General features: G+C 51.7%; 16 protein-coding genes. 8 read left to right on the top strand and 8 right to left on the bottom strand.

Features of this window, described 5'->3' with window-relative positions; genetic code table 11:
* Positions 1-12 precede the first annotated feature (12 nt).
* From KI379_RS08890 to KI379_RS08880, 3 genes are all read right to left on the bottom strand, one after another.
* Positions 13-2,106 carry a multicopper oxidase domain-containing protein gene (locus KI379_RS08890; protein ID WP_212983332.1) on the bottom strand — a complete coding sequence of 698 codons (2,094 nt, stop codon included), beginning with the start codon at positions 2,104-2,106 and terminating at the stop codon, positions 13-15.
* Positions 2,107-2,201: 95 nt separating this feature from the next.
* Complete coding sequence (locus KI379_RS08885; protein WP_212983331.1) at positions 2,202-2,951, bottom strand: SDR family NAD(P)-dependent oxidoreductase; 750 nt, start codon at positions 2,949-2,951, stop codon at positions 2,202-2,204.
* 414 nt (positions 2,952-3,365) lie between these two features.
* Positions 3,366-3,773 (bottom strand): DUF6223 family protein, encoded by a 408-nt coding sequence (locus KI379_RS08880; protein ID WP_212983330.1) that lies wholly within the window; start codon positions 3,771-3,773, stop codon positions 3,366-3,368.
* Positions 3,774-4,139: 366 nt separating this feature from the next.
* On the opposite strand from KI379_RS08880, the gene KI379_RS08875 reads away from it, so the two are divergent.
* Positions 4,140-4,826: a response regulator transcription factor gene (locus KI379_RS08875; RefSeq protein WP_076167574.1), complete on the top strand. Its 687-nt coding sequence runs from the start codon at positions 4,140-4,142 to the stop codon at positions 4,824-4,826.
* Entirely contained in the window at positions 4,823-5,941 is a 1,119-nt protein-coding gene (locus tag KI379_RS08870; RefSeq protein ID WP_212983329.1) for a sensor histidine kinase, read from the top strand. Before KI379_RS08875 ends, KI379_RS08870 begins: the two co-directional genes overlap by 4 nt.
* A 124-nt stretch (positions 5,942-6,065) precedes the next feature.
* Here the strand turns inward: KI379_RS08870 and KI379_RS08865 are convergent, their stop codons facing one another.
* Complete coding sequence (locus KI379_RS08865) at positions 6,066-7,610, bottom strand: MDR family MFS transporter (protein WP_089546685.1); 1,545 nt, start codon at positions 7,608-7,610, stop codon at positions 6,066-6,068.
* Between the two features lie 173 nt (positions 7,611-7,783).
* Here KI379_RS08865 and KI379_RS08860 point away from each other — a divergent pair, with 173 nt between their 5' ends.
* Positions 7,784-8,224, top strand: coding sequence for a MarR family winged helix-turn-helix transcriptional regulator (locus KI379_RS08860; protein WP_212984657.1), 441 nt, complete (start codon positions 7,784-7,786; stop codon positions 8,222-8,224).
* A gap of 77 nt (positions 8,225-8,301) precedes the next feature.
* Here the strand turns inward: KI379_RS08860 and KI379_RS08855 are convergent, their stop codons facing one another.
* Positions 8,302-8,901 (bottom strand): nitroreductase family protein, encoded by a 600-nt coding sequence (locus tag KI379_RS08855; protein ID WP_076167585.1) that lies wholly within the window; start codon positions 8,899-8,901, stop codon positions 8,302-8,304.
* 196 nt (positions 8,902-9,097) lie between these two features.
* The gene (locus KI379_RS08850; RefSeq protein ID WP_244169189.1) at positions 9,098-10,120 is read right to left on the bottom strand and encodes a UDP-N-acetylmuramate dehydrogenase; all 1,023 of its coding nucleotides are present in this window, start codon (positions 10,118-10,120) and stop codon (positions 9,098-9,100) included.
* Positions 10,121-10,331: 211 nt separating this feature from the next.
* Here KI379_RS08850 and KI379_RS08845 point away from each other — a divergent pair, with 211 nt between their 5' ends.
* The 5 genes from KI379_RS08845 (at position 10,332) to KI379_RS08825 (ending at position 15,728) form a co-directional block, all read left to right on the top strand.
* Entirely contained in the window at positions 10,332-11,429 is a 1,098-nt protein-coding gene (locus KI379_RS08845; RefSeq protein ID WP_212983328.1) for a GerAB/ArcD/ProY family transporter, read from the top strand.
* Positions 11,419-12,903 carry a spore germination protein gene (locus tag KI379_RS08840; RefSeq protein WP_212983327.1) on the top strand — a complete coding sequence of 495 codons (1,485 nt, stop codon included), beginning with the start codon at positions 11,419-11,421 and terminating at the stop codon, positions 12,901-12,903. The genes KI379_RS08845 and KI379_RS08840 overlap by 11 nt, the downstream gene beginning before the upstream one ends.
* Positions 12,904-12,906: 3 nt before the next feature.
* Positions 12,907-14,049 (top strand): Ger(x)C family spore germination protein, encoded by a 1,143-nt coding sequence (locus KI379_RS08835; protein WP_212983326.1) that lies wholly within the window; start codon positions 12,907-12,909, stop codon positions 14,047-14,049.
* Positions 14,050-14,226: 177 nt separating this feature from the next.
* Positions 14,227-14,895: a futalosine hydrolase gene (locus KI379_RS08830; protein WP_212983325.1), complete on the top strand. Its 669-nt coding sequence runs from the start codon at positions 14,227-14,229 to the stop codon at positions 14,893-14,895.
* Positions 14,892-15,728, top strand: coding sequence for a 1,4-dihydroxy-6-naphthoate synthase (locus KI379_RS08825; RefSeq protein WP_089546679.1), 837 nt, complete (start codon positions 14,892-14,894; stop codon positions 15,726-15,728). The genes KI379_RS08830 and KI379_RS08825 overlap by 4 nt, the downstream gene beginning before the upstream one ends.
* Before the next feature lie 176 nt (positions 15,729-15,904).
* On the opposite strand, the gene KI379_RS08820 is transcribed toward KI379_RS08825, so the two are convergent.
* Together KI379_RS08820 and KI379_RS08815 are read right to left on the bottom strand one after the other, a co-directional pair.
* Positions 15,905-17,254: a sulfatase-like hydrolase/transferase gene (locus KI379_RS08820; protein ID WP_212983324.1), complete on the bottom strand. Its 1,350-nt coding sequence runs from the start codon at positions 17,252-17,254 to the stop codon at positions 15,905-15,907.
* 52 nt (positions 17,255-17,306) lie between these two features.
* A complete protein-coding gene (locus tag KI379_RS08815) occupies positions 17,307-18,854 on the bottom strand; it encodes an extracellular solute-binding protein (RefSeq protein WP_212983323.1) in 1,548 nt (515 codons plus the stop codon).
* Between the last annotated feature and the right edge of the window lies 1 nt (position 18,855).

The following is an 18,855-nucleotide window of genomic DNA, read 5'->3' as shown; positions in this document are numbered from 1 at the left end:
CCTTCGATTGGTTTATTCCGGCATATTTCCCGATCTCACTCCCGCTTCAAAGGAGGGCATGACATGGTCATACATCAGATGCAGGGTCATCCCGACAGCCGCGTGGTCTAAAATATGGCAGTGATCCATCCACATGCCCGGGTTGTCGGCTATAAAGGCCACTTCATACATTTCGTCCGGATTAACGTTCAATGTATCGGTCACCCACGGCGTTTGAACTCTTTTGCCGTTTTTCTTCAAAACCGTCATCTGATGTCCGTGGAGGTGCATCGGATGCTCCGAGAGGCTTTTGTTGATAAACGTCGTTTTGATTTTCTCTCCTTCTTTGACAACCAAAGTAGGCGTATGGGGATACACTTCTCCGTTAATGGTCCAAAGATAATTCATCTTCCCGTTATAGAATCCAAGCCGGTTTCCCAATACCATCCTAAATTCCCGATCGAACCTGGTCACGGATGTCAGTTCTGAATCTGCCGGTTTCCCGTATTGAGACGGGTCAAACAAGCTCGATTCCGCTTTAAAGCTTATTGGGTCCGGCGGTAAATTCCCATAAAAAACGACACTCGGTCCCTCCATATCCGTGGAATCGCCTAATTTGAGCAGTACGGGATGATTCGGCATCGTAAATGTGACATCGTATCTCCCGCCCGCCGCAAGCCTGAATGCGGTTTGATCCGATAACCGATCCGGCTGCCGGATGGGAGTGCCATCAATGCTCGTGATCTTATATTCACTCCCCTGGAGGAAGTACTTTTGGGATTGATTGTTGGCGTTAATGAGCCTTAATAATACGATCTTTCCGGGCTTCACCTGCATTTTTTGCACACGGTCCTGGTCCTTGAAAGCCGTCTTCTCTCCCTGATCGGTGTTCCAATTATGATTAATGAGCGTCACCTCTTCATCGTAGCTGGCCGTCTCCTCTGATGGTTCGACGATAAAGGATCCGAACAGGCCGTTGCGTACTTGCTCTGCAGCCTGCTGGTGAGAATGGAACCAATACGTTCCTGCTTGCTCGGCTCGAAACTTATAGGTGAACGATTCCCCCGGGTTGACGACATTTTGGGTCATGCCCGGTACGCCGTCCATGGCGTTCGGCACGTTGTATCCATGCCAATGAATCGTCACACCTTTGTCGATATCCCGGTTCATCAGCTTCACTTCCACCATCTCTCCTTGCCTTGCGCGCAGCTCGGGGGCGACCTCGCCGTTATACGTCCAAGCTTCGATCTTGGCACCGGACGCAAACGTAACTTCCTGTTTCTGCGCAACGAGCTCATAATGGATATCCGCAGGAGCGGAGATATCCCCCGTCAGTTTCGCTACTTCCACCATATTGACATGGTTAGCATGATTCTGATGACCCGTCATCATCGTCGGCGTGCCGCCTCCTTCGTCCAGCCAGTGGTGATTCATCATATCCGATGCTTCCGGAAGCTTCGAGGCGTGAAAGTCCGACCAAGCCTGAAAGGCCACCACCCCGATCGCTACAATGGCCGTCGTTAATCCCGCTAAGGCGAATTTCAACAGCCTTTTCCATAAAGGAGCCACGGTAAATGTACCTTTCATGATCGCCTGATATCTTCTGATGACGATATAGGATGGCACAACCAGAACGAAGAGATATAGCGTGATCATCAGCACCGTCTCCAGCAGGCCGGGAAGGGTCGGCTGCGAGAAAATCGTATGAAAGGCAGCAATGCCGGATGCAAAGGCGGCCGCATAGATCGGGATCAGCAACCTCGGATCGGTTGTTGTGATCATCGAATCTGAAGACGATACGTCCGCAGTGGAAACCCGCAGTCTCCTTAATAGGGGAAGTGTATACAGGACCAAGGGAACGTAGCCAATCAACATGATGGGCAAAATCGTCTTGAGGATGCCTTCAACGAACCACCAGCCGTTTCTAACCCATTGGCTGATTATCAGAATGAACCATAACAAGGCTAATGCAAGGCCAATATAACTGATCCAAAGCAATAACGTTCTCCAGACCTTCCGTTGAAAAATACCTTTTACGTAAGGAAGCCCCGCGGCCGCCGTGCCGACGATCAACCATAGCGCCGTCACCGCGTAGGTTAACAACATACTTGTAATCGTTTCGAACATTACATTTTTTCCTTTCACCGGTAAATAACCTGACGTCTGACCACACAACATTGGGTTGGGAGGCAGCCTTCTTATGGATCTGCACTCTGCCCATGTTATTTACCGCCTGTAACGCGGATTTCTTCTCCATTGACAAAGCTGTTCGCCGTTGATCCCAAATAAATGATCAAATTCGCAACGTCATCCGGGGTGCCCAGCCTTCGCGTCGGAAACGATTCGGCATAATCTTCAAGCAGCGGCTGCGGGAATGCGTGCGGGACCCATTCCGACAGCGTGAGCTCAGGAATGACAACATTGGAGTAAATTCCATCCGAAGCCAGCTCCGCCGCCAAGGTACGGCTGAATCCGTGCAAAGCCGCTTTGGCCGTCAGATTTGCGGTTTCGTTCGGTTTCCCGGCGTATACCAGACTCGAAGAGACATGAATCAATCGTCCCCATCCCTCCTGCTTCATAAGCGGAACGGCCGCTTTCGTTGTCATATACGTTCCCTTGACGGTCTGATCGATAACGGAAAACCACGCTTCATTCGCGCTCGCCTCTACCGCGGCTTCCTCTCCCCAAAAGACGGCGTTATTCACGAGCACATCCAGCCGCCCCCTCTCCTTCTTCACTTGGTTGAAGGCCCGGTAAATGCTCTGCTCGTCATTTAAGGACATTTGGACGGCCTGACCAGAACCTCCTGACGCCTGAATATCGCTGATGGTTCGGTCCGCCTCGCTTCGGTTGCTTAAATAGGTGATGTAGACATGAGCTCCTTCCGCAGCGAACTTCTTTGCAGCCGCTCTGCCAATTCCGCGCGAACCTCCCGTTATCACAGCCACTTTCCCCTGTAAACCATAATCCATCCTCAACATCCTCCATCATTCAAACGACTTTTTTCCAACCCAATCCCGATCTGCTTGTATTTTAACGAAACGGTCCCGCGATTCCATTCGGCTCATCACGATAGGCTCTCTCCCCTTTCGAGACAAATCCTGGCTCGCTTCCTTTAGATCGTGGAGGGCTGCCAACATTAATCTCAATCGATTAATTATCTTATTTTGTTATTTATCTTAAACAATTAAGATAAATTTATATTATCCTCGAGGTTCCCTTGTGTCAAGAGGTAATTCATCCGAATTTTCCTTATCCGAACAGATAACAAGCGTCCCGTCAGATGATCTTTAACAGGATCCAGCAAAACTTCTTGCTCCTATGAGAAATAAAAATAGACCGCTTGCAGCGGTCCAGGTCGGCCAAAATTCTTTAACGATTACGCATCAGCCCGAATGGCGAGATCGAACCAAAGTCAACCCGGCAAGGACGATACTGACCAGCCCTACTACAATGGCAATGATGGCTCCGGCCCGCCCGCTGCCGGTTCCGAAATCTCCGGTAAAAATGGTCAAATGCAGCAGGGCGTAGACTATGACAATCAGCCCCACCCCCCCGGACACGATGGCCCCGCGCCTCCCACTGCCCTTACCGAATCGACCTGCGGAGCGAGCCAAAGAAAGCCCGCCGATGATCGCGCCGATCAAGCCTAACATCGCATCTAACGAAGCCCAGATTCGCCCAGGGGTAGCTTCTCCGTATCCGACATTACCATTGGCCGCTGCAGCGGAAGCAACTGATGGAACAAGTAGAAAAACACAAAATATAGCGAACATCACCATCTTTATTTTCATTGGCCAAAGCTCCTTTTTGTTTTTGATTCGTTCTTCGCCACTGCCTTGTACACGACACGCGTTCTAACTGCGAGCGGTGAAAAATCGGCTGCTTCCACCATACGATCCAGGGCTTCAGGTTCACTGCGGTTTACGGGTAGATTACTCATCTTTGAATCCTCGCCTTCGTTAATTTAAGATTTTTGTTCTAATGCGTCTATCGCTCTCATTGCACAGTCAGTGTAAACAATAAATGTCGAGAACTTATGCAGATCCGCCTCCTTTTGTATGGATTTATTCATGATCGTGTGAAAACACAGTATAATTTGGGGTAAGTGATGGAACTCACCCACTCGAAGCAGACTAAACTGGAAAGATGGGATTCGAATGGAACCGAAGTTGTTGCTTGTGGAGGACGAACCGGGCATGCTTGAGGAGATGCAGACGTATTTGCATCGTGAGGGGTTTCGAGTATTGACCGCCCGTACCGGGAAAGAAGCGCTCATGATCGCCCGGTCTGAACGGCCAGATCTCGTTGTGCTTGATTGGATGCTTCCGGAGAAAAGCGGCATCGACGTGTGCCTTGAAATCAGACAAACCTCGAATTGCGGCATTATTATGGTCACAGCCCGTTCGGATGAAACGGATAAAATCGTCGGTCTGGAAATCGGTGCGGACGATTATTTGACGAAACCATTCAGCTTGCGCGAGCTGTCTTCGCGTATCCGGGCATTGCTTCGCCGCTTGCGTGGACCTGAAGACAAGCCAATACTGCTTGAAAGAGACAACCTGACCATTTCCGAGACCAAATGTCAGGTGTTCAAGGATGGCCAGGAGATTCAACTGACACCGACCGAATTCAAAATTTTGCTCACATTGGCTGCGCGTCCCGGAATGGTTTTCAGCCGCCTGCAATTGTTAAAAGCCGCCCTCGCGGATGAATATATGGGATACGAGCGAACGATGGATTCCCACATCCGGAATCTTCGCCGCAAGCTGGGAGACGATTCGGCCAATCCCCGTTATATTCAAACGGTCTACGGTTTCGGTTACCGATTCGGTGAACAACCATGACGCTCACGGTTCGCCAAAAAATATTTGTCTGCATGGGACTGCTCGTTTTTATTATCGGAGGTGTTCATGCCGTTACCAAGCAGGCTTATATGGAGTCTTTGTTCGATCAATATCGCAAGGAAGAAATCAGTACAGCTTATTTGAACGCACCGCCCGGGGAACAAATTGAGCACTTGAAGACTTACGTTTCAGGAAAAATGCGGAAGTTCGAGCTTGGGAATTGGTTCTTTTTCATCGCAACCGGGCTGTTCGCCAGTTTATGGATTTCAGGGGTGCTCACGATCCCGCTTCGAAAGCTTGTTGCCGCGATCGAACGCGTTGCGCAGGGAGATCTGCACGTGAACGTTCCTGTAAAATCAAAGGACGAATACGGCAAAGTCATCCGGACATTCAATGACATGACGCTTCGTCTCCGGGAAGCCGAGGACGCCCGCAGGCGGTTGGTAGCGGATGTCGCTCATGAGCTGCGGACCCCGCTGTCGATCATGCAGCTCAAGCTAGAAAATGCTCAGCAGGCCGGTCAATCTGTCCCCCCGGAAATGCTGCTTAGACTCCATGACGAAGTGATCCGCTTAGGCCTGCTTGTGGAAGATCTTCATGTCTTGTCGCTGGCTGAGGCGGGTCGATTGACGCTGGATTGCAAACCGCTCGATCTCTCAGCAAGACTTGAACAAATCGTGGACGATATGAACGTGGAGGCTGAGGAGAACGGGCTGGAATTGCGCTTCTCTTCAAACACAAGGCCGGTAACGGTGATGGCAGACGCGAGACGAATGACGCAGGTGTTCATCAATTTGTTGACGAATGCAGTTCGTTACACATCGGAAGGCGGAAAGGTTTCGGTTGTCATTGAAGATCAAGTTTGGGATCAGAATGCACTTTATGTATGTGTCTCGGTGACAGACTCCGGTATCGGTATTCCAGCCGATGAATTGGCTCACCTGTTCGATCGTTTTTATCGTGTGGAAAAGGCCCGTTCGCGGCACACAGGCGGAACGGGCCTCGGATTATCGATTGCTCATCATTTAGTCCGGGCCCACGGCGGGTTCATCCGCGTTGTGAGTGAACCCGGTCAAGGTACGACATTTAGTGTTTTTTTGCCTGTGCATACTTGAAAAAATATATCGCTCTTGTCCTATATCAAAATAGTGTCCACATTCGTGTTGTAATAAAAAGTTTGCCTTCAATCAGCAAGGGCTGCCCGTGGAAACGGACAGCCCTTGCATTTTTTTAACCGATTTACACCGTTTTCTGCTGTTTTGCCGAAGCTGCCTTTTGTTCCTTGCCGACGGTGACTCTGGCATTTCCCATGCTGGCCACGACGACCGCGGCGATGGCGATCGGAATCAGCGCAAACAGAAATACGCGGGAAATGGAATGGGACATGGCGTCCACGATGTTGTTGAGCACTTCAGCCGGAATTTTGGCGCGGTTGGCCGATTGGAAAATTTCCTGCGGACTGCCGACATTGGCCATGGCCGAATTGGCCCCGCCGCCCATGCCCTTGAAATTTTCAGCAAGCCGGTTCGTGAACAAATTGTTCTGAATGGTGCCGAAAATCGTGATCCCCATCGTCATGCCGAGCGACCGCAAAAACTGGTTGGTCGAGTTTGCGGTACCGCGGAAGCGAGGCTCCAGGTTATGCTGGGATGCCGTCGGCAGCAGCGAGAACGAGAAGCCCATGCCAAAGCCGACGATGATCATGAAGATCGTCAGATAAATCCGGGCGGTATCGGGGGTCAGCGTGCTGAGCAGATACATGCCGCCCAAATAGAAAATGACCGACATGATCATAAGGTTCCGGTAGCTTGTCTTGGTGGAGAAAATCCCGCCAATGGCGCTCCCGGCCACCGATCCCAGCATCATCGGCGTCAGGATCAACCCGGCGTTCGTAGCCGAACCGCCATACACTGCCTGCACGAAGATCGGGATATATACCGTCATAATGATAAAGGTTCCGCCGTACAAAAACGCGAGCAGCTGCGATGTCGCAAACAGCCGGCGTTTAAACAGGAAGAACGGCAATATCGGCTCCTTCGCTTTCAGCTCCACGAAGAAGAAGATGATGAAGAATACCGCAAAGCTGGCAAACAGAGCAATAATCGGTGCGGAATCCCACGCGTACTCCTTGCCGCCCAGCTCCAGTGCGAACATCAGGCTGATGACGGAAATAACGAGCGTCGATGCGCCCCACCAGTCGATTTTTTGCTTGTTATGGGATGGGGACTCTTTGTAACTGCGCAAAATGAAAATCAGGGACACGATGCCGATCGGCACGTTGATGTAGAAAACCCACTCCCAGCCGGCGTATTCGGTGATATACGCACCGAGCAGCGGTCCCACCACGCTGGCCGATCCGAATACGGCTCCGAGCAGCCCGGTCATTTTGCCCCGGTTCTCCGGCGGAAAAATATCGAAAATAATCGTAAACGCGATCGGCAGGAGCGCGCCTCCCCCGATTCCCTGAATCGCCCGGTACAAGCTCAGCTGTTCAATCGTCTGGGCCAGCCCGCACAGCGCAGACCCCAGTAAAAACACAGTTAAGCCGAAAATGAAAAAACGCTTCCTCCCGTACATGTCCGACAGCTTGCCGAAGATCGGCATGCCGGCCATCGTCGTCACCATATAGGCCGAGGTGACCCAGACGAATTTGTCCAGCCCCCCAAGATCGGATACGATCGTACCCATGGCGGTGGCGACAATGGTATTGTCAATGGCAGACATAAAAATGGCCAGCAGCAGCCCTGCTACGACCATTTTAATGTTGCTTTTCGTCGCTTCCATTGGTTATCTCCTTTACAATGTATTGTCCCTTCCGATAAAATGAAACCAAGTCATTATCTCGGAATTCAAGTATCTCGATCATCAAGATATTCAGATTCTAAGAGGAGGTCTTGCTTTTGTCAAGTCAAAATGCTGAGGGCAACGCATCACCTGAAGAACGGTTGGCTTCGCAAATGAGAAAACTGGGAACCAGGACCGTCCTGTACCAACAGCATGTCGCCAGTTCCCTCGGTTTATCCAACACCGATTTGAAATCCGTAGATATATTGTGGGAAACCGGTCCGATTACGGCCGGAGAGCTCTCCAAAATGACCGGTCTCTCCACCGGCACCGTCACCGCCCTGATCGACCGTCTGGAGAAAGCGGGTTACGTGCGGAGAGAGCAGGACCCGTCCGACAGACGCCGGGTCATCATCGTCCCCGACTATTTTGCCAGGGACGAAGTTCGCGAGACCTTCAAGCCGCTGCACGATTCCGTGGTCCGGCTCGGCTCGTCCTATACGGCGGAGCAGATCGAGCTGCTCATTGACTTTGCAGCCAAGGTCAGCGGCATCATGGAGGAGCAGATTCGTACGCTTGGCGGCGGCGGACGCTCCAAATCGGCTGCAGAATAGCATGGCACGCAAAAAAGCACCCCGCGCATAATACGTGAGGTGCTTCTCTTGGATTAAGTATAAAAATTCCGTACTGCTTATTTGAATACTTTAACGCGGTCTTCAAGCGGCTTGAATTCTTTCTCGCCCGGTTGAACTGTCGGTTTGCCGAAAGGCATTTGGGCGATCAGTTTCCAGCTCGCAGGAATGTTCCACTCTGCGGCAACCTTCTGGTCGATCAGCGGGTTGTAGTGCTGCAGGCTGGCGCCAAGGCCTTCGGCTTCAAGCGCGGTCCAGATGACCAATTGGTGCATCGCCGAAGTATGGTGGGACCATACTGGGAAGTTGTCTGCATAAGAAGGGAAGCTTGCTTGCAGTCCTTCAATGACTTCATAATCTTCGAAGAACAGGATTGTGCCGTATCCGGCGCGGAAAGCAGCCATTTTCTCAGCAGTCGGTGCAAAGCTGTCAGCCGGAACAACGGCTTTCAGCACGTTCTCCGTTACATTCCACAGCTTGTCATGCTGCTCGCCAAGCAGAACGACAACGCGTGTGCTTTGCGAATTGAAAGAAGACGGCGTGTATTTCACCGCGTCGTTGACGATCTCCTGAATTTTCTCGTCGGAGATCACCTGCTCCTTGCTGATTCCATATATGGAACGTCTGTTCTTGAGTGCATCAATAAACTGTTTAGACATTTTTATATCTTCCTCCTTTTTGTTACTTACTTACTTTTTTAGTATACATACACCCTCGTCCAATTACAATACCTTAATTTAAAGATTTTTAACTGGATTGTCACCTTGGTCATGAACGTGACACAAATAACCCGCCAATCGCGGGTGAAGGCGGGTTACGGTCACATAATGTTCACATATTCGGATTTGAAACAGACTACTCGACGACGACGACCTCAGGTTCAGGAACGAAGCCGAACGCCTTGTCGACACCTTCCATGATCACATTCATCAAATATTTAATGTGCTCGGCGGTCGCATGGTCCGTGTTGATGATCATGTTCCCATGGAAAGGGGAAATCATGGCGCCGCCGTATGCCTTCCCTTTCAATTCAAGCCGGTCGACCAAAGCACCGACAGGAACGCCGTAATCGTAATTGTTTTTAAAGACGGATCCGCAGGAAGGATACTCGAAATGGCGCTTGCCGTTCCGGTATTCCTCAATCTGGGTCATCGGGGCGGGCAGATGGATTCCCCGGCTTTGGAGCGCCTTCGCCTCTTCAGCCATATACGAATAGAACGAAGACAGGGACGACATCCCCTCTTTGTCCTTCCAGCGGCTCAGCAGGCGGTTTGCCTGCTGCGGATCCAATTGCTCCGGTACGGCCAGCATATCCGCACCCAAAATGAGCCACGGATTCATCTGGAATATGGACTGCTTATAGCCATATTTGCACTGGCTGACATCAATCGATTGAACGGACAGGGATGGATCCTCCAAGTCTACATAATACACCGTTTTGATAATGTCGCTGATCTGCCGGTGGTTGTACTTGGCGTTCATGTAAATGCCGGCCCCCAGGCCACCCGGCAGCAAGTAGGTAAACTCGTAACCCGGGATGTTATACATCAGGCCTGCGATTGACAGCATGGACATCGGTGTCCCCGAGGAAATAAACCATTTGTCCGGGGTAATGTCCCAATAGACCAGCCTTTTCAAAGAAATGTACAGCGTATCCTTGCGCGGATTGTCGGGAAACAAAAGATTAGAGCCCATCCCGCAGAAAAAATAGTCCAGCCCGTGGGTTCTGCATCCCTGCAGCAGCGTGATCAGCTCTTCGGCCGTTTCGGGCATCGCGAAGAAATTCGCTTCTCCGCCGATCTGATAGGACGAGTGGTTCGCAAGCGGTTCATTCCGCAAGCACAGATTTTCAAATGTCATCCGGTTATTAATCATCATGGCAAATTCTCACTTTCAACTTTCTTGTCTTTGCACGGTCCCTGGATCGGGAATCCGCGCCTCATAAGAAGCCTAACTAAATATACAGACCTATCTATTCTAATATATCGTCGGTCTTCGCGCCATGTGTCATTTTAAATATAGGAAGTATTGCGGGGAACCTCCCGGTTAATAATGGATCTAGATCCACGCCTTACTTGGAGGTAACTGTATGAAAGTACTTAAAGCCCGCTTGTCGCAAGGCTTCATGATGATCCTGCTGTCCATCGGGATGATGAACCATGTGTTTATCATTCCGTTCCTGCTGCAGAGCTCAGGCAGAGACGCGTGGATCTCGGTCACCTTGTCCATTCTGCCGCTGATGGCCGTGACTGCTATGACGTATTACGTAGCCAAACGATTGGGAAACCGCTCCATCCACGAATGGCTGAGTCAAGAATACGGCCTAGCAGCGGCCGTTCTTCTGCGCATCATCATGAGCGTTTTTTTATACATGATTTGCTTCTATACGTTGTTTGATACGACCACTTGGGCCAAAATCACCTTTTTGACCGAAACGCCGGTATCTGTAACAACCATAGTTATGCTGCTTTTATGCCTATATGCCGCCATCATGGGATTTAAACCCATTGCCATCTCCGCAGGGATTCTCCTGCCGTTCGTCGTCCTACTCGGATTTTTTATCATGACGGTCAATTTTCAAACCAAGGATTACAGCCAGCTGCTGCCGATTCTGTCGAAAGGCTGGGGACCTGTATTTTCCGGACTGGCCAATTCATGTGCAGGTTCCTTTGAAATAATCATGTACCTGTTTCTCCAGCCAAAATTGGCGAAGGCCGCGAAAGCCTGGCAGTTATACGTTCTTGCCTTGGCCCTGACCGGGCTGACCATGGGGCCGCTGATCGGCGCCATCACGATCTTTGATCCGTATGAGGCGTCCAGGCAAATGTATCCGGCGTATGAGGAATGGCGCGTGGCCACCATTGGAAGATATGTCGCTCAGACCGACTTTTTCTCCATCTATCAATGGCTGTCGGGAGCCTTCATCCGGATTTCACTAGCCCTGTATTTTATCGTTGATGTTTGGAACATTAAAGAAAAGCTGCCGCGAATTGGCGCATACGTTACCGTCGCTGGCTTGATTCTCCTTATAAGCCTGACCGGACTGAACGATACGAATTTCCTGAAAATTTTAAAACGTTTCTATTTCCCGTTTTCTGCCGCCTTCCTGGGGGCTTTAATCCTCATCTTGTTTGCTTTGGCTCTCATTTCATCCGGAAAGAAAGGAAAAGAACACCATGACAACTAGTACAGAGCAGCCTCAAGTCAGCCTGGCAGATATCGATATCCCGTTCCTCCAAAAGTATTATGAGCCATGCGGCGATGTGGTCCTTCATCCCTTTTATGTAGGGGAAGGAGACCTGAAGCAGTCCATCCTTCTGATTTATTGTGAAGGCATGACGGACGAGGTCCAAATCAACCAGTTCGTGCTCCCTAGGCTTGAACAGATGTACATGGAAACAGGATTCTTCAGCAAAGACAGCATCCGGGACTATCAATCGCTGCCGCTGAAGGAAATGAAGACCCAGAATGTACTGTACGAACTCGATACCCAGGTGTTTCAGGGAATGATGATCCTGTACTTCCAGCATATGAATGCCTTCTACCAATTGAATGTCAGCAGCACCCCTTCCCGGTCTCCGGAGGAGTCATCCACGGAATCTTCCATTAAGGGGCCCCAGGATGGATTTACCGAAAATTTAAGCGTGAACCTCGCACTTGTCCGCAAGCGGCTTCGGACCCAGTCGTTATGCGTGGAAAAATTCGTCCTTTCCGAGCGGGGTCACACACAAATCGCATTGATGTACATCCGGGATATCATTAACCCGGATATCGTTGATGAAATCAGGATGAAGATTCAAAATTTCAACGGGGACGCGATTATCGGCACCACACAAATCGAAGACCTCGTTCAGGGGCGGCTTAAAAGCGTGTTTCCGCTCACCGATTATGTTGGCAGGCCGGATTATGTCGCATCCAGCCTTTTGGCAGGCCGGTTCGTCATTATGTTCGACGGTTCTCCCATGGGAATTATCGCACCCATCACGCTCTTCAGCCTGATCAAATCGCCGGAAGACTCCAATATGCCCTTTCACATCGTCTCGGTGCAAAGGTTTTTGCGGATATCGGGCCTCTTTATTGCTATGTTCCTGCCTGGATTCTACGTGGCGCTGACCACCTTCAACCTCGAGCAGATTCCGACTCCGCTGCTGGCAACTATTATGAATTCCAGAATCGGGCTTCCGTTCTCGATTCCGCTGGAATGCTTTTTGATGCTGTTCCTGTTCCAGGTGTTCCATGAAGCGGGCACCCGCCTGCCCAAATCGGTCGGCCAGACCGTAACGGTGGTCGGGGGTCTCATTGTCGGCGATGCGGCCATTAGAGCAGGAGTTACGTCTCCGACGATGGTTGTGGCGGTGGCCGTGACGATCATCGCCACCTTTACACTGGTCAATCAAATTCTTTCGGGGACGACGGCTATCATTAGGCTGTATGTTCTCCTGCTTTCTTCTTGCTTGGGCATGTTCGGATTTTTTATCGCGATGTTTTCCGTCCTGCTACACTTGGCCACGCTGGAAAACTTCGGGGTTCCTTATCTGGCTCCCGCTTCCCCCTATATCGCAAGGGATTTCTGGGAAGGTCTGTTCCGTAAGCCGGTCAAGCTGTTCAAGTACCGTCCGCGGGTGCTGCGGACGCAGGACGATACGCGCAAGGGAGATTAACGAATGAAAGCCATCATCGTTGTTCTGTTCTGTTCCCTGCTGCTGACCGGCTGCTGGGACTTGAAGGCAGTACAAGATATGAATATCGTGACGGCGCTCGGCATCGATTACAAAAAGGACCATTATGTCGTATACGTCAAGCTGACCGATTTCTCCGCTGTCGGGACAAAGGAAGGCAGCGGGGATTCCAAACCTGCATCGACCTGGGTGGGGGTCGGCGAAGGCCCCACTGTGTTATTGGCTATCAACGATATTTACAGATCCGCCCAGCACCATACGCTGTGGACGCATGTTAAAGCGATCGTCATGACGAAATCCGCGCTGGGAAAGCTGGAGGATATTTTCGACAGCCTTCTGCGTTCCAGAGAGCTGCGGTATACATCCTGGGTGTACGGAACCGATAAACCGATCGAGTCGATATTCATGGCAGATACGACGCTGAACCAGTCTCCTCTAATGCTGGAAATGTTTGAGCCTAAGGAGACCTATAAGCAGCGATCCGCGATCATGCCGATTCAGCTGCAAAAATTAGTCAACAGCATCCGGGAGCCTGCAACCAGCGTGCTGCTTCCCGTTCTGTCCGTAACGGACCGGAAATGGATGGCCAACCAAAAGGATAAAACCCCCTCCATGATGGAGCTCACAGGCGTGTATGTCATCAACAAAGGAGCGAATGAGGGATGGGTCGCCGAGGAGGACATGATGGGCGCCAGATTGATCCGGTACAGCCATATGTTAAGATATCCGTTCAGCATTCCCGAAAGATACGGCCTGAACAACACGTTGAATTTGACTGGGCCGCATACGAAAATCTCGTTGGACCCAGATACGTCTGAACGCTTAAACATAAATATCAACCTTACGGTCAATGCCACTGTATTAGAAACGCGTACCGAGGCTGGGATGTCAGAATATCAGATGGAGCAGCAGGCCCAGTCGATCCTGAAAAAGGACATCATGAAGGAGTTTAACGATGCGAAAGATAAAAATATCGACTTGTTCGGGATCGAGGAGTGGTTATACCGCCATCATCATGATAGCTGGAAACGATACGTCTCCCGGGGGCCGATCCTTCCCAAAATAAATATTAAGGATGTGAACGTAAAAGTCATCATTAAGCATTCCAACACCTATATCACCGGATGAAATACATGGTACACCGATCCCCCTGCGCATCAAGAGGCGTAGGGGGATCGGTGTTTTTATCGGATTACGTTCTGCCTCTCGGCTTCCCCCCACTTTACACACGGCTCCGATCAGGATAAGGTTATATATTGAAGCTGCATATACGGCCTGTAAATTATACGATAAGAAGGTACGCACATGAATTTACCAACAACCAATCACTCTCGGGTGCTGATCATGACCGCCGTCGAGGCTGAGCGGGAGGCGGTTCTTCGCGGACTCGGCAGCCCGGATTTTATCGACGTCGAGCTGGCCGGCGTCGGACCGGCCTCCGCCGCCGCCCGTACGGCTCGCGTTCTGGCCGGTAACGAATACGGCCTGGTCATCAGCGCCGGCATCGGCGGCGGATTTACGGATCGGGCCGGCATCGGCTCGATCGTCATTGCCGATCAGCTGATCGCGGCTGATCTTGGCGCGGAGACGCCGGACGGCTTTCTCAGCGTGGACGAGCTTGGGTTCGGCTCTTCCCGCCTCGAGCCGGATCTTCCGCTCGTCCGCTGCCTCCAGGAAGCCATGGCTACCGCCGGACTGGCGGTTCGAAGCGGTGCCGTCCTGACGGTCACGACCGGGACCGGCTCGGCGCAAACCGCCGCCGCGTTAAGGCAGCGGTACGAGGACGCTGCCGCGGAAGCGATGGAAGGCTTCGGTGTGGCTGAAGCCGCCCGGCTGTTCGGGCTCCCCTGCCTGGAAATCCGTACGATATCGAATGCCATCGGTCCCCGGGACCGTTCCGCCTGGCGGATGAAAGAAGCTTTCGAAGCACTTGAAGCAGCAAGCTCAATCTTAGTGGAGGTATTGAAACGATGAAAATTGCATTTTCCCCTTGTCCCAACGACACTTTTGTCTTCCATGCTGCGGCGCACGGCCTCATTCCCGCCGCACCGGAGCTGGAAGTCACCTATGCGGATATTGATATTACGAATAACCTGGCATCGAACCCGGGCAGCGACCTGGACGTGCTTAAAATTTCTTATGCCGCCCTGCCATGGGTTCTGGACGAATACGCCCTCATTCCATGCGGCGGCGCTTTGGGCCGCGGCTGCGGACCGCTTGTACTGACCAAAGGCGGCCAAGCCGACCCTTCGGAACTTAGCGGACGCCGGGTTGCCGTTCCGAGCGAAAAATCGACGGCCTACCTGCTCTTCCGCCTGTGGGCCGCCCAGAACGTACCCGGTGGGATTGGCGAAATCGTGGTCATGCCGTTCGACCAAATCATGCCTGCCGTCCGCGACGGCTTGATTGACGCCGGGCTGGTCATTCACGAAGCCAGATTCACGTATCCGTCCTACGGCTTGTCCTTGATGACGGATCTTGGCAGCTGGTGGGAAAGCGATACCGGCCTGCCGATTCCGCTCGGCGCGATCATTGCCAAGCGGTCCCTCGACCTGGACGCGATCGAAGACTGGATCCGTCAGTCCGTCGAATACGCCTGGGCCCATCCCGAAGCTTCCCGGGAATACGTGCTGAGCCATGCCCAGGAGCTGGATCCTGACGTTGCCCAGCAGCATATTGATCTGTATGTCAACGACTTTACGCGCAACCTCGGGGACGACGGATACGCCGCGATCACTTCGCTGCTGACCCGGGCGGCCGGCGAAGGCCTGGTTCCTCCAATTGATCCGGAGGCGCTGCGCAAATAAGCGGATTTGGATCGAGTCTATATAGAAACGATCCAAATGTTAATTAAACCCCCGCCTTTGGTGAAGGCGGGGGTTGTTTGCTCTAACAGCCCAGTTTTTGTTATTCATTTGCCGTTTTGTCCCGACTCCGTTTTTAACGAAGGACTAAAGTTTGCGGATGATTACGATGAAACAGATCACACTTGGGTACGCAGCTCGCTGACCGACATGCGCCGTTGGCCGGCAGATTTCAATGGAGCGTTCTCTATCCGCGGCATTGCCTCTCCTGCTTCCGCCATGCGGCTCAGGAGTCGCCCCCGCAGTTCATCACTGATCTCACGATAGGAAGCCAGCCCAGCTAAATTTGTTAATTCATACGGGTCTGCCTGCAAATCATACAAAAAGTCTTCCGTGTAGCAATCTGCGGCGCCTCGATCCCCTTGCGGTTCCACCGCCCGAACGCTGTATTTCCAGCGTTGGGTGCGGATAGCACGGCCCGTATGCGATTCGCTGATTTGCACAAACACTTCCTGCGGCCACTCCTTTTTTTCTCCCTTAAGCAGGGGAAGGATGGAACGTCCCTGCATATGTTCCGGAACCGGAATGCCTGCGGCATCAAGCAGCGTGGGGGGCAGATCGATTAAACTTACCAGCTCGCGAATCTGTCCCCCGGAATCAAAGCAATGCCCCGCCAGTGCGGTAGGTACCCGGATGGAGCTCTCGTGGCATGATCGCTTGTATTCGCCATTTCGCGTCTTAAAGTGGCAGCCGTGATCCGAAGTGAACAGAACGATCGTATTTTCGAGAAGATCCAGGCTCTTCAGCGCATCCATCAACCGGCCGAGCGCCTCGTCGAGGCGCTTGACCATGCCGTAATAACCGCCCAGATGCTGGGCCGATGTGCCCCCGAGCGCCGCTAAATCAGGCGGCGTCCAGCGACCGGTGTATCTTTCCTCATATCCGTCCGGAGCCGGGTAATTGTCCGCATGGTTTTGATGGTGAGGCTCCAGAAACGATAGAAACAGGAAGAACGGTTGCTCCTGATGTCTGTCGATGTAACGGATGGCTGCATCCGTCTGGGCATCAACCCTGTAACCAGGAAGCTTTACTTGCCGGTCATCCGTATCATACAGGACCGTGTCGTATGCATCCGAAGCGTACTCCAGAATGTTGGCTCCGAGCCAGTATTCATATCCTCCCCGTTCTTTCTGCGGAACCGGTTCCTGCGAGGCCAAATGCCATTTCCCAATATATCCGGTTTGGTAACCTGCCTCCCGGAAATAATGGGCTAACGTTTTTTTCTGCTCCGGCAAAGGAATTCCGTTTGTGAAGCAGCCGGTGGAGGTTGCATATTCACCGGTCTGCAGGCAGGACCTCGCAGGTCCGCAGACCGGCTGGCACGTAAACGAATGATAGATATGAGTCCCTCTGGAAGCCATCCGGTCAAAATTCGGTGTCAGCCTTAGCGGGTTTCCATGGGCTCCCGTCGTATCAAAGCGCTGCTGATCCGTAAAAAATACGATCACGTTCGGCTGTACAGCCGTCATTCATGAATCCCTCCATTCCTTATGACGCAGATTTTCAGTTTTCGGACATTTTTTATTCCGATTGCAATTGCTTGTACAGCTCATTGGCCTGCTTTTCGATTTCACGCCCGCCTTGATCGTAGTATTTTTGAATAAACTCATCGTATTTTTCGACGGGCCAGATGCCTGTAATGATTTTAATTAAATATTCCTGGTACAGCTTTTGTTCCAGATCCGGGTAATCGATCTCGGCCTGAACGGTATTCCACATGGCATTTTTAATCAGTTTCTGGTTTACAATCTCAATAGCGTGTCTGACCGGCTCCGCAGCCCAGCGGCGGTCGATGATAAATACCATCCGAATCGGATTGGAATACCCCCTTTTGTACAGCTCGGAATAAGGCGTAATCTGCTTGATGGAGTTGGTCGCCTGATCGTAGGTAAAGTCCTTCCCTTCCATGCCGTACAATAGCAGGTTAAATCCGCCGCCCGCCTCGTCGTTCGCAATCCAATCGAGGAACTGAAACAGCTTCGCAGGGTCTTGGGCTTTGGCGGATAGAGCGCGCAATGGCGCAGAGCTTAAGCCGTTTACCTCAGGGTAACCTTGATTGCCAGACGGCCCTTTCGGGGCTGACAGCATTTCGATTTTCGCATTCGGGTTGGCTTTGAATATCGATTCTGCGACCGAGCTGCCGCTTTTATCCACGTAATATCCATCACCAAACCATAATCCGATTTCCGAGTTGGTGATCTTCTCGTCCATCTGCTTGCTCTCCATGATCGGAAAATCCTTATCGATAAGTCCTTCTTTGTACCACTGCTGCAGAACAGCTAACGCCTCCTTCATTTCGGGCAGGACCAGTCCCTTCTTGATCTGGCCGTCAACTTCAGTCCAGTATGCCGGAAGAATGCCGAATGCACCGAATATGGCGCCGAAATCAGTCGTTTTGGAAGCACCTAATCCGGCGGTATCCTTCTTGCCGTCTTTGTCGGGATCCTGCGTAACGAACGCCTTCAGCACATCATGAAGCTCATCCAGCGTGGTCGGCTGCTGCAGGCCGAGAGCGTCGAGCCAATCCTGGCGGACATCAAGGCCACCTACCGTTGGAAAATTAAAAGGTTCGGGCCGGGTACCGTTCGGAATGGCGTAAATCTTCCCGTCAAATGTGACCTGCTTCCAATATTGCTCCGGAATTGCCTTCATCAGATGAGGGGCCTTTTTTAAATACTCGTCGATCGGCTGAACCAAGCCTTGTTCGACAAACCGCGAAAGCGTTTTGGAATCAATATCGAAGTAATCGGGTAGCTCGCCTGATGTGGCCAGCAGATTCAGCTTGGTATTGTAGTCATCGCCGCTGGCCAAGGAAAGCTTATAATCAAAACCTGTGATGCCGGCTTTTTCAAGACCCTTAAGAATCTCCTGTCTGCCTTCTCCTCCATCGGCCGGGTACTCGGGAGTGGAAGAATTCCGCAAAAATTGATAGGTCACGTTCTTCCCTTCGCCGGCTTTCTCGTTAGGGGAATCCGGCGGCGCGGCCTTTTCCCCTTTGCTGCAAGCAGTTATGACGGAAGTCATCGTGATCACGCACATCAAAATGGACAGCCAATTTTTTTTGCTCATA

Source organism: Paenibacillus cineris (assembly GCF_018333335.1).
GTDB classification, from domain to species: domain Bacteria; phylum Bacillota; class Bacilli; order Paenibacillales; family Paenibacillaceae; genus Paenibacillus_AQ; species Paenibacillus_AQ favisporus.
This window is presented reverse-complemented; position numbering and strand designations above follow the sequence as displayed.